We start from the raw sequence: 11321 nt of genomic DNA on the forward strand, positions 1-11321 counted from the left end.
GAGACGGCGGCCAGGGCGGCGAACGCTACCAGGGCGATCGCGGCCGCAGCGGCCCACCGGCGGCCGGAAACTTCGGATGTGAATGTCCACATGGGAATCAACACGCCTCGCGCGCTTTTAATGGTAGCGCACGCGCCCCCGAACCCGTAAAATACCTTCCCGCTCCCGCATGGAATGCCGTGTGCGGCGCGGCTCCGGTCTGAACTCTTTCCCTCTAGGTGTATTCTGCGGGAACTTCCTTGGATTAACTTTTGTTCCTTAGATAAGGTTCCCGCCATCGGGCCCCATTCACTTCATTTCCAGACCTTATCGGTCCCAGCCTGTGATCGATTCTCCTTCGCGTATAGAACGTTGGAGCCGGAAACCGTATGCTGGCTAAAGTGATAGAATAAACGGGCGTATTTGGATAGTTCACACTATCAATATGCAAGTTTATGCCTGATTTACACTTCCAACCGAGCAATAATAATAAGGATTAATGCATTCGAGTGTGCCATGTTCGGATGCATATCCGATGGCGGGAAGGAGCGGCCGCCATCAGTTGCCCGCCCCAAAGGCATGGAGGATTTTCTGTGAGAGGCAAGCTTTCAGTCGTGGGTTTCGGCCCCGGAGCATTGGAGAATATGACCATACGCGCGGAGAGGACCATCCGCGAAGCCGACAAAGTCATCGGATACACAGCATACATCGATATGATCCGCGGGTTTTTCCCGCCGGAGACCCAATACATCTCCACCGGGATGATGAGAGAGGTCGAGCGCTGCAAGATGGCGGTCGAGGAGGCCATGAAAGGCCAGAGCATCGCGATGGTGAGCAGCGGAGACTCGGGCATATACGGGATGGCCGGGATAATCTATGAGGTGGCCGACGAGATGGGAGCGGACATCGACATCGACGTCGTTCCCGGGATGACCGCTGCATCCACAGCCGCCTCCGTTCTGGGGGCTCCGCTGATGCACGATATGGCCATCATCAGCCTGTCAGATCTGATGACTCCCATCGACCTCATCATGAAGAGGGTGGATTGTGCAGGGCAAGGGGATTTTGTTGTCGCGCTTTACAACCCGAAGAGCAAGAAGAGGACGGATTATCTCGAAAGAGCGGCTGAAATCCTCATGAAATACCGCTCTCCAGATACCCCCGTGGGCGTCGTCAGGAACGCTGGAAGGGAAGGGGAGCAGAAGCAGATCACAACTCTCGGGAAGATAGGCGAGGCCGACGTGGACATGTTCTCCATCGTTATCATAGGGAACAGCAACACGTACATTCGCGACGGATTGATGATCACCCCGCGCGGATACCGCGAGAAAGGCCGCATGGACGGTGTAATATGAGCAAAGGGAAGCTGTACGGGATCGGAGTCGGCCCCGGAGACCCGGAGCTGCTCACCCTCAAGGCCAAGAGGGTTATCGAATCCTCCCCCATCCTGGCCAAACCTGTGAAAAAAGTGGGCGAGGACAGCACCGCATTCAAGATCATAGAGCCGGTCGTCGATCTTTCCAAGGTCGAGGTCATCGATCTCTTATTCGGGATGACCGGCAACAACGGCGACTATTGGGAGTTCGGGAAGGTCGCAGGGGACAGGGTCATAGAGTATTTGGATCAGGGCAAAGACGTGTCTCTGATAACTTTGGGCGACGTCTCTATTTACAGCACCTTCATGTATCTGGAGCAGTACGTGCGCGGGAAAGGATATGAGACCGAGATAATCCCCGGGATCCCATCATTCTGCGGCGGTGCCGCAGTCGCCCGCATCCCGCTCACTCTGGGCGACCAATGCCTCGCTATAGTGCCTTCCGCCAAGGACAATCCGATGGTGGAGGAAGCCCTTGACAAGTTCGACAACGTTGTTGTAATGAAGGCAGGGAAGAGCGTGGATAAGATATTGGGCCAGATGAAAGGGCGCGGCATGGGTCCGGAGTGCATGACGGTCATCAGCAACGTCGGGATGCCGGACGAATATGTCGGCCCCGTCCGCCCAGGCATGGAATATGGGTATTTCACGACGCTGATCATAAAGAAGAGCTTCGAGAAGGTCGTCTGAATGGCTCCCATGGCGCCCGTGTACATAGAATCCGGGGATCGCCTGATTACGGTCTTCGGAGGCGGAAATGTGGCCCTCAGGAAGATAAGGCATTTCGAGGGATTCAGGATCAGAGTCATTGCCAGGGACATACTGCCAGAGATCAGAGACATCGCGGACGAATGCGTGCAATGCGACATAACGCCCGAAACCGTCCGCGACAATCTGCCGGGGACGTTCATCGCGGTGGCGGCCACCGACAGCAAAAGCCTCAACGCGATGGTCCGCGACTCGGCCAAGGAGTCCGGGGTGCCGGTGAATTCCGCCCATGGGGGCGGGGACATCCTCATACCTTCCACGATCAGGAGGAGGAATTACTCCGTATGCGTTTCGTCCGAAGGCAGGGTCCCGGCTTTCCCTCCCTATGTGGCAGAGATCTTGGAGCCGGTTCTGGACGATTCCCTTGACGATATGATGGATCTGATGGTGCGCATGAGGCCTATCGTCATGTCGGAGATTCCGGAGCAGAAGCGCCGCGCAGAGATCCTCCGCGACATCCTCCATGACGAAAGCATCTGGGAATCGATACGGGCGGGAGACCATCAGAAGGCATTCGAGACGGCTGAGAGGAAGGTGATCCAATGATAGTGAGCTTCCATGTCACGCACACCTCCGCGGGAGGCGTTGAAGGCCTTGACAGAATAATAACCGGCTTGGAGGAGAACGTGGAGGAGCACATCCTGTCCTGCCCCGAGGCGCTTGAATACGTGGTGGTAAGGACATGCAACCGTTTCGAGGCCTATGTCGCCGCCGACAGCAACGGACAGGTCAGGGAGATGTTCTCCGGCCTGGCACGCGACCACATCCCAGAGGGAGCGGGGAACGTCCACTTCATCCTCGAGGACGACGCCAGCATCAAGCATCTGTTCAGGGTCATCTGCGGTCTGGAGTCCCTGATCGTCGGGGAAGACCAGATACAGCATCAGATAAGGGATTCGTATATCGCGGCCCGCGCCGGCGGCCATGCGAAAAGCATGCTCTCCTACCTTTTCGACCATGCGCTCACGGTAGGGAAGAGGGTCAGATCCGAGACCTCCCTGAACAAAGGGGCCGTGTCTGTGGGTTCGGCGGCCGTCGAGCTTGCAGAGAGCAGGCTGGGGACTCTGAGCGACAAGATCGTCACCATCCTCGGAGCCGGGGACATGGCCACGGTCATCGCCAAGAACCTCGTCGGGAAAGGGCCGAAGACGGTCATCGTCTCCAACAGGACTTTCCACAACGCCATGATCCTCGCAGAGGAGCTGGGAGGGACCGCCCTGACTTGGGACCGCATGCACGACGCTCTGGCCGACAGCGACCTGATACTTGTGGCCACGTCGGCTCCGCACCCGGTCGTGCACTACGGCAATGCTTTGGACGCCGTCTCCAAGAGGGGCGGGAGGCCGCTGCTTCTGATAGACGTCTCAGTTCCGCGCAACGTCGAGAAAGAGGTCGGGGAGATACCTGGAGTCTCGCTGGAGACCATGGACTCCCTGCAGACGATTGCGATGGACAACGTGGCCCGCAGGACCGCGGAGATATCCGACGCGGAGCACATCATAAAGGAGGAGCTGGCGAAGATGGAGAAGGAGCGCGCCGAATCCACCGCCAACGAGCTCATCCGCGGCATAAGCATAAAGCTCTCAGGCATAAAGGAGCGCGAGCTGGCCGAAGCGAGGTCCCGCCTGAGCACAGCCGATCCGGAGGAGGTCCTCGACGATTTCTCGAGGGTGCTCCTCAACAAACTCACTTCAGAACTTTATATCAATATGAGAAAGGCCTCCCGGAGCGGAGACCTTGATACGTGCAGGGCCGCAAGGATCCTGTTCGGATTGGAGGATGAATGAGATGTATTATCCGCAGGTACGCATGAGAAGGCTCAGAACGAGCCAGAAAATGAGGGATCTCGTCGCAGAGACCAGGCTGGACTCTTCGGAGTTCGTGCTCCCGATATTCTTCGACGCCAATTTGACCGAACCCCGCACGACGGATTCGATGCCGGGCGTCGTGACCTATCCGCTTTCCGGCTACATGGACATCGCCAAGGAGATCCAGGGTGCCGGCGTGAACGCTGTCCTGGTCTTCGGCGTCCCAGACCACAAAGACGCGAAGGGAACGGACGCTTATTCCGACGAGGGCGTCGTCCAGAGGGCCATCAGAGGCCTCAGGGCGGCTTCCGACCTTCTGATAATCGCAGACCTGTGCATGTGCGAATACACCGACCACGGGCACTGCGGCGTCCTCGATGTCACCGGGGCGGTGGACAACGACAAGACCTTGGAGCTGTACCAGAAGATAGCTGTCTCCCAGGCCGCGGCCGGAGCGGACATCATCGCTCCCAGCGGGATGATGGACGGCCAGATTGCCGCCATACGCTCGGCTCTTGACGAGGCCGGGTTCGAGGACGTCGCCATAATGGCGTACAGCGCGAAGTTCCACAGCGCGTTCTACGGCCCGTTCAGGGACGTGGCCTGCTCCGCTCCCGGCAGAGGCAACCGCGCCGGATATCAGATGCCCTGCGGCAACAGGCGCGAAGCGATGCGCGAGATCGACATGGATGTGGCCGAAGGCTGCGACATCATAATGGTGAAGCCAGCCGGGCCGTATCTTGACATAATCAGGGAGGCCGCAGATAATTATCCGATCCCGATCGCCGCCTACCAGGTATCCGGAGAATATGCGATGATCAAAGCCGCGGCAGCCAAGGGATGGATCGACGAGGAAAGGATAATGATGGAATCGCTCCTGGCAATCAAGAGGGCCGGCGCGGACATCATCATAACCTATTACGCCAAAGAGGCCGCCAGATATCTGAGGGAGCGCAGATGAGGGGCCCCAGATCCGCGGCGCTGTTCTCAAGATCGAAGGCGCTGACGCCCGGAGGGGTATCCAGCCCGGTCAGGGCTTTCCCTCCCAACCCTCTTTTCATCGCGGAAGGGAAAGGCTCGCACATAATCGACGCCGACGGAAACGAATACGTCGATCTCTGCATGGCCTACGGGCCGCTGATCGCAGGGCACGCCTGCCCCGATGTCATCGATGCCGCGGCCGCCCAGATCAGGAAGGGAACCGTCTACGGCGCTCCTTCCGAACCGGAGCTCAGCCTCATCGAGAAAATAGCTGGGAGGATGCCTTCATGCGATATGGTCCGCCTTGCCTGCTCAGGTACGGAAGCCACCATGCACGCGATAAGGCTGGCCAGAGGGCACACCGGTAAGGACGGGATAGTCAAGATCGACGGCGGGTTCCACGGCGCCCACGACGCGATGCTCATCGCGGCCGGGTCAGGTTCGGCCCAAGGGGTCCCAGGCTCCGCAGGAGTCCCCGAGGACGCCGTAAAGAACACTTACGCCGTCGATTACAACGACGCAGGGATGTTCGAGAGCCTGCTGGATAAGAACGACGACATCGCCGCCGTGATAATGGAGCCGGTCCTCGGGAACGTCGGGGTGGTTCCGCCTAAGAAAGGATACCTGGAGGAGATGAGGAAGATAACCTCGTCCCACGGCGTCCTGCTGATCTTCGACGAGGTCATCACCGGCATGAGGCTCTCAGGAGGGGGCGCCCAGAAGATGCTCGGCGTCACGCCCGACCTCACGACCATGGGCAAGATCATCGGCGGAGGATTCCCCGCCGGAGCATTCGGCGGAAAGAGGGAGATCATGGAGAACGTGGCCCCCCAGGGAAGCGTTTATGCGGCAGGGACCTTCGCAGGCAATCCCGTGAGCGCCGCCGCAGGTCTCGCCCTCCTGAACTTTATGGAAGGGAAATACGGGGCGCTGAACGCCGCCACCGCTGATCTGGTATCATCGCTGAGGGATTCCCTCGCGGATTCCGGAGTCAAAGGCTGCATCCAAAGCGTCGGTTCGATGTTCTCGATCGGCCTGGGCATGGATTCCATCTCCAACGGCCGCGAGGCGCGGGGAGTGGACAGGGAGTCCTTCGCCAAGCTGTTCGCATGCATGCTGGATTCCGGCGTCTATCTTCCGCCTTCTGCTCTGGAGGTGGAGTTCATGTCCGCCGCGCATACCGAGGAGGATTCCAGGAAGATCGCGGAGGCTTTCGATTCCGCCGTGAGGAGGCTGAAGGCATGAGGGCAGGATCCAGGGAAAGCGCCTTGGCCATGAGGCAGACGGAGATGTTCGTCGATGCCATGCGCGCTTCAGGATATTCCGGGAGCATCGACGTGGTCGGCATCAAATCCCTCGGGGACATAGATCTGACCTCGCCTCTGGACAAGATGAGCGCCACCGGGGCTTTCGTAAGAGAGCTCGACGCGGCGATCAAAAGCGGGAGCATCGACGTCTCGGTGAATTCGCTGAAGGACATACCGATCGACATGGAGGAAGGCCTTACCATCGGCGCGATAATGAGGAGGGATCCGGTGGAGGACATCATAATGCCCATCCCACTGGGGGAGCTTCCTCCCGGGGCGAAGATAGGCACGTCCTCCATACGCAGGATCTCCCTGATCAAAGAGGCCAGGCCGGACGTGGAGTGCGTTCCGCTCAGAGGCAACATCCATACCAGGATGGACAAGCTGGATAAGGGCGAATACGACGCCATCGTGCTGGCCAAGGCGGGCATGCACCGCATGGGGATCTCCAGGGACATGTTCCCACTGGATCCGCTGAGGTTCGTCCCGGCTCCGGCGCAGGGAGCGGTGGCGATAGAGTGCAGGTCGGACGATGCCGAGGTTCTTGCGGCCCTGTCGAAGATCGACGACAAGGTAACGAGGGAATGCGTCACCATCGAGCGCTCCATCATGAGGTCATTGGGCGCGGGATGCTCGTCGCCCGTGGGAATCTACGTCAGGAAACTTGTCGGAGGATTCAGCGTGAACGCGGTCTCCTTCGCCTTTACGGAAGAGCCGGTGAGGCTGAGCAAAGTCATCCCCCATGCGTACGGGGAGAACGACATAGCGGAGATCGCAGATATTCTGAGGGGAAAGGAATGACTGGAAAAGTTTATTTGGTAGGGGCCGGGCCCGGGGATCTGGGGCTGCTGACCGTGAAGGCGGCGGAGCTGATCAGGGAGGCCGATGTCGTCGTCTATGACGCTCTGGCCAACCCCGAGCTTCTGAAGATGTGCAAAGAGGGCGCAGAACTGATCGACGCTGGTAAGAGGGGCGGCGACCACCACATGACCCAGAGCCAGACCAACGCCAAGCTGGTGGAGCTGGCCGAAGCAGGGAAGATCGTCGTGCGCCTCAAGGGCGGCGACCCGTTCATGTTCGGGCGCGGCGCGGAGGAAGCCGAGGAGCTCAGGAAAGCGGGATTGGAGGTCCACGTAGTGCCCGGGATATCATCCACGATATCCGTCCCGGAGCTCTGCGGGATTCCCGTCACGCACAGGGACCACACCCCCTTGGTGACATTCCTCACCGGCCACGAGAAGGCCGACAGGGGCGAGGACCGCATCGACTGGAAAGCCTTGGTGAACGGCCACGGAACCCTGGTCATCCTGATGGGAATGGGCAACGCGGAGCACATCTCCTCGGAGCTCATAGCCGGAGGGATGGACCCTGAGATGCCCGCGGCCATAATCACCAGCGGCTCCACTCCGCAGCAGAGGATCGAGCGCACCGTGGTGTCCAGACTGAAGGAGACCATCGATTCCAAAGGCCTGGAAGCCCCCGGGATCATGGTCATAGGAACCGTCGCCACTCTCCACGACGTCCTCGGCGATCTGAGATGACCGTCCGCATAGCCTTCACCCGCCTGCGGACAAGATAGACGAATCGCTTTCCTTGGCTGAATCTCTGGGGATGGAGGCCATGGCGGCCCCCTCCCTCAGGGCCATGCCGGGATACGATTCGGATTATCTTGCAGCGGAGAGGGATCTGCTGTCCGGGAAGGTGTCCTTCGCCGTCTTCGGCTCGGGGACGGCGGTGGAATTCTGCTCCAAAAAATGGGGGGACGGGAGGTTCGCGTCCCTCTTCTCCCGCATCCCTGCGGTATCCATCGGGCCGCACACATCCGATGTTCTGGCCGGGCATGGGATGGAGGCCGCCATGATGCCGCAGGACGATTACAGTTCCTACGGCGTAGTCGCGATGCTTTCCCCGCTCGTCCGCGGCAAGGGCGTCTTGCTGGTGAGATCCGATTCCGGCACCGACATCCTGAGGGAAGGCCTTTCAGACGCCGGGGCTGAGGTCATCGAGTTCCCGGCTTACCGCCTCGAGAAGGTCGGGATGACCCCCGAGCTGAAAGCCATCATGGGCGCTCTGGAATCTGGTGGGCTGGATGCGATCGCGTTCACCAGCCCCATGTCTGCCTCGTCGTTCAGGGAGGAGCTGGAGGCCGAGTACGGCGCAGATAAAGCGGACGGAATGCTTTCATCCGTGGACAGAGCCGCCATCGGCAGGCCCACGTCCGAGAGGCTCAAGCAGCTGGGCCACCCGCCGCAGATAGTCCCGGAGAAGACCACTTTCAGGGACATGCTCCTGGCGATCCGCGAATTCGAAGAGCGGAAACGCGGATTCTGAGATTTTTGATGGGTGGTAAAACCTTCATTACCCTGACGGTAAAACTTTCAAAAATATTCCTCTCACACAGTTTTCAGTGAGCACGAAAGGAAATGAGAGGATAATGGCCGCAATCTGGGGGATGATCTCGCGGCTAGGAGGGGCCCTTCTCAGGGCTGCCGGCAACTTGGTATATACATCCAAATAGATTCTGCCCCATGGATTCCAGCAGATGCTACATATGCAGAAGGACCGTCAAAGAGATCGAGTCGTTTTTGGACGTTTCGTCCGATTTCAGGGACAACGCCAGAATGAGCAGCGACAGGAAGGCCGCCGAGAAGAGCCGGGAGCTGGCCGAGATCGATTCCGCTGTCGCCCGCAGGGATTTCGAATACCTCCGCACCAGAGGGATGGAGGGGCTGCTGGCCTCGAAGCCTTTTCTGGACGAGTTCGGCGACTGGAACTCCTCCAAGATAGACTTCGCCCGCAGGCATGATTATCCATTGAAGGATTCGGACCTTAATCTTCTGGACCAGCTCCTCAACCGCCGTTCCTCCGCTTTCAATCCGAAGGCCTCCGACACGGTTACCGATGTGCGCAGAGCGTCCGAGGAAAGGTACGAAGCGCTGAGGAAAGAAGCATCCCCATACGATGTCGGAAGGCTGTTCCGCGTGGAGATCCGCGGCGTGAAGGTGTACGACGTGGCCGCGGAGCCTTCCCGCCAGTACGGGATGAGGGGGCAGAGCAGATCCTTCTCCGTATCCGTTCCCGTGTGCTCCGTGTGCGAGAGGATCATGAAGGGAATCGGCAAGACCGAAAGCGTCAGCTATCCTCCGGACATGCATGCGTGAGTTCCATCCGGGACCGCAGGCCTAGCAGGGGCTCTTTCTGAGGGGGCTCTTGCTCGGCCCAATGCGGGAGCTTCTGAACACAGGTTTCAATCCTGTTCCGTCGATACGCTCAGCAGGCACTTTTTCGCCAGCTCGTACTTCTGATATCTGGTTTCCTCGCGGAAGTTGAGCGGGCGGCAGTACCTTGATCTGTCCATGTTGTGAGTAAGGTCGGATAACTTCACCTTCGTGGCGACCGGATCTTTGCTGATTTCCTAGATGTACGTCATGTACGGGACTTCCGGGTCGTGGGTCAGCAGCCTAAGCGGTCCGATGGCTTCGTCGGGGATGCCTTTGGCGGACAGGTCCTCGAAGGTCACGTCGGTGTCCTCGACCACGTCGTGCAGCAGGGCGACGACAGTGGAGAGCTCATCGTCCATCCTGGAAGCGACCTCGTATGGATGGAATATGTAAGGGGCGCCGCTCCTGTCCATCGTCCCGTGGTGGGCGTCGTATGCGATGCGCATGGCCAGATACGTCAGCGGGGTGTAGATCATGAGTACGTCTCGGAACGTCTCTATATAAAACAGACGATTGTCCGGACGAGAGCCATGCCTTTCGACTGCAAGAAGGAGTGCAGGGAGTTCTGCATGCCTCCGAAGAAGCCGGCGATCGTGGGCGTCCCGCCGATGGGATACATCGCGGTCCGGGGGAAGGGAGACCCGAACGAAGAAGGCGGGGAGTTCGGGAGATCCATGGGCAAGCTCTATGCGGCGGCGTTCACGATCAAGATGAGCAGGAAGGGCGGCAGGAAGGAACTATGGAGATTGACTGCTCCCGCAAGGAGGACCTCAGGTGGATATCTCTCATCCGCCTGCCCGACTTCGTTGATGAGGACGATTTAGATTGGGCTGTGGAGGAGGCCGAGAGGAAGAAGGGAGCCGACTTCTCTGATGTGGAGTTTCTGCCGTACGGAGAGGGCCTCTGCGTCCAGTGCATGCATGCCGGCAGCTACGACGGCGAGCCTGCGACCATAAGTCTCATGCATGGGTTCATGGAGAGGGAAGGCTATTCTCCGGACATCTCTGGAAGCCGCTTCCATCACGGGATATATCTCTCGGGTGCGAGGAGGACGCCGCCGGAGAAGCTGAGGACGGTCGTGAGGCATCCTATAAGATGAAGGAAGCGTTGGTATGAGGCTGGACGGTTTCGGAATACTGGTGAAGGACATGGGCGAGATGGTGCGCTTCTACAGGGATGTCCTGGGGTTCGAGATAGAGGAGGGCGAGGATGCGTCCAACGTATACCTGGTAAAGGACGGGACGCTGTTCCTCCTGTACGGGAGGAGGGACTTCGAGGAGATGACCGATCGGAGGTACGAGTACGTCAGGGGCCTGAACGGGCATTTCGAGGTGGCTCTTTACGTGGACACGTTCGAGGAGGTGGACACAGCTTTCGCGGACGCGGTCTCGAAGGGCGCCGAGCCAGTCCTGGAGCCGACCACAGAGCCTTGGGGCCAGAGGACCTGCTACATCGCGGACCCGGAAGGGAATCTGATCGAGATAGGATCGTTCAACAGACCATTTGAGAGGCGTTCCTGATTAATGTTTTCCGTGAATTATCTTTGCTTATCCATCAGATTCTTGGAATAACGTTTGATATTACTATACAATTAGGCAAACCCCGCAATGCGGGGAAAAACAAGCATAGATATCTTTTATCCACACTTGGAGGATTACCCCTGAATCAGGGCCCAATAATGGTGTATTATAACCAAGCAATTATAGAAATAAAAATTCATAATTAATACGTTGTATTATTATCTGAATTTCTCGTTTTTGTAGGTATATCATTCGGCCTTCTGGCCCTCTTTCGCAGTTTCGATGGCGCTTTGAGGGATGTATTGGGATGCGGGCAGCGTCTGCCTCTCGTCGGGCTTCTGGATCCTCAGCGCGCTGAGGAA

The 11321-nt window shown here is 58.6% G+C and carries 14 protein-coding genes; 13 read left to right on the top strand and 1 reads right to left on the bottom strand.

From position 1 onward, the window contains the following. The first annotated feature begins 572 nt into the window (after positions 1-572). The 10 genes from cobJ (at position 573) to IKP20_05390 (ending at position 9379) form a co-directional block, all read left to right on the top strand. The gene (gene cobJ / locus IKP20_05345; GenBank protein MBR4504376.1) at positions 573-1334 is read left to right on the top strand and encodes a precorrin-3B C(17)-methyltransferase; all 762 of its coding nucleotides are present in this window, start codon (positions 573-575) and stop codon (positions 1332-1334) included. Beyond that, the gene (cobI, locus tag IKP20_05350; GenBank protein ID MBR4504377.1) at positions 1331-2044 is read left to right on the top strand and encodes a precorrin-2 C(20)-methyltransferase; all 714 of its coding nucleotides are present in this window, start codon (positions 1331-1333) and stop codon (positions 2042-2044) included. The genes cobJ and cobI overlap by 4 nt, the downstream gene beginning before the upstream one ends. Then, the gene (locus IKP20_05355) at positions 2045-2668 is read left to right on the top strand and encodes a hypothetical protein (GenBank protein MBR4504378.1); all 624 of its coding nucleotides are present in this window, start codon (positions 2045-2047) and stop codon (positions 2666-2668) included. After that, a complete protein-coding gene (gene hemA / locus IKP20_05360; GenBank protein MBR4504379.1) occupies positions 2665-3909 on the top strand; it encodes a glutamyl-tRNA reductase in 1245 nt (414 codons plus the stop codon). Before IKP20_05355 ends, hemA begins: the two co-directional genes overlap by 4 nt. Position 3910: 1 nt before the next feature. Beyond that, a complete protein-coding gene (gene hemB / locus IKP20_05365; GenBank protein MBR4504380.1) occupies positions 3911-4891 on the top strand; it encodes a porphobilinogen synthase in 981 nt (326 codons plus the stop codon). Beyond that, the gene (locus IKP20_05370; GenBank protein ID MBR4504381.1) at positions 4888-6156 is read left to right on the top strand and encodes a glutamate-1-semialdehyde 2,1-aminomutase; all 1269 of its coding nucleotides are present in this window, start codon (positions 4888-4890) and stop codon (positions 6154-6156) included. Before hemB ends, IKP20_05370 begins: the two co-directional genes overlap by 4 nt. Continuing rightward, complete coding sequence (gene hemC / locus IKP20_05375) at positions 6153-7019, top strand: hydroxymethylbilane synthase (protein ID MBR4504382.1); 867 nt, start codon at positions 6153-6155, stop codon at positions 7017-7019. The genes IKP20_05370 and hemC overlap by 4 nt, the downstream gene beginning before the upstream one ends. Further along, positions 7016-7759 carry a uroporphyrinogen-III C-methyltransferase gene (gene cobA / locus IKP20_05380; GenBank protein ID MBR4504383.1) on the top strand — a complete coding sequence of 248 codons (744 nt, stop codon included), beginning with the start codon at positions 7016-7018 and terminating at the stop codon, positions 7757-7759. Before hemC ends, cobA begins: the two co-directional genes overlap by 4 nt. Positions 7760-7838: 79 nt before the next feature. Beyond that, complete coding sequence (locus IKP20_05385; GenBank protein MBR4504384.1) at positions 7839-8549, top strand: uroporphyrinogen-III synthase; 711 nt, start codon at positions 7839-7841, stop codon at positions 8547-8549. A 197-nt stretch (positions 8550-8746) separates the two neighbouring features. Beyond that, positions 8747-9379: a hypothetical protein gene (locus IKP20_05390; protein ID MBR4504385.1), complete on the top strand. Its 633-nt coding sequence runs from the start codon at positions 8747-8749 to the stop codon at positions 9377-9379. Positions 9380-9633: 254 nt separating this feature from the next. Here IKP20_05390 and IKP20_05395 read toward each other — a convergent pair whose 3' ends face one another. Next, a complete protein-coding gene (locus IKP20_05395; protein ID MBR4504386.1) occupies positions 9634-9915 on the bottom strand; it encodes a hypothetical protein in 282 nt (93 codons plus the stop codon). A 54-nt stretch (positions 9916-9969) separates the two neighbouring features. Here IKP20_05395 and IKP20_05400 point away from each other — a divergent pair, with 54 nt between their 5' ends. Genes IKP20_05400 through IKP20_05410 form a run of 3 tightly spaced genes read left to right on the top strand, consistent with a single transcriptional unit; the run spans position 9970 to position 10959 of the window. Beyond that, positions 9970-10263 carry a hypothetical protein gene (locus IKP20_05400; protein MBR4504387.1) on the top strand — a complete coding sequence of 98 codons (294 nt, stop codon included), beginning with the start codon at positions 9970-9972 and terminating at the stop codon, positions 10261-10263. Further along, complete coding sequence (locus IKP20_05405) at positions 10179-10538, top strand: GyrI-like domain-containing protein (protein ID MBR4504388.1); 360 nt, start codon at positions 10179-10181, stop codon at positions 10536-10538. Before IKP20_05400 ends, IKP20_05405 begins: the two co-directional genes overlap by 85 nt. 13 nt (positions 10539-10551) lie before the next feature. Next, positions 10552-10959, top strand: a complete 408-nt coding sequence (locus tag IKP20_05410; protein MBR4504389.1) for a VOC family protein — start codon at positions 10552-10554, stop codon at positions 10957-10959. Positions 10960-11321: the final 362 nt, after the last annotated feature.

Source organism: Candidatus Methanomethylophilaceae archaeon, assembly GCA_017524805.1.
In the GTDB taxonomy this organism is placed as follows: Archaea; Thermoplasmatota; Thermoplasmata; order Methanomassiliicoccales; family Methanomethylophilaceae; genus Methanoprimaticola.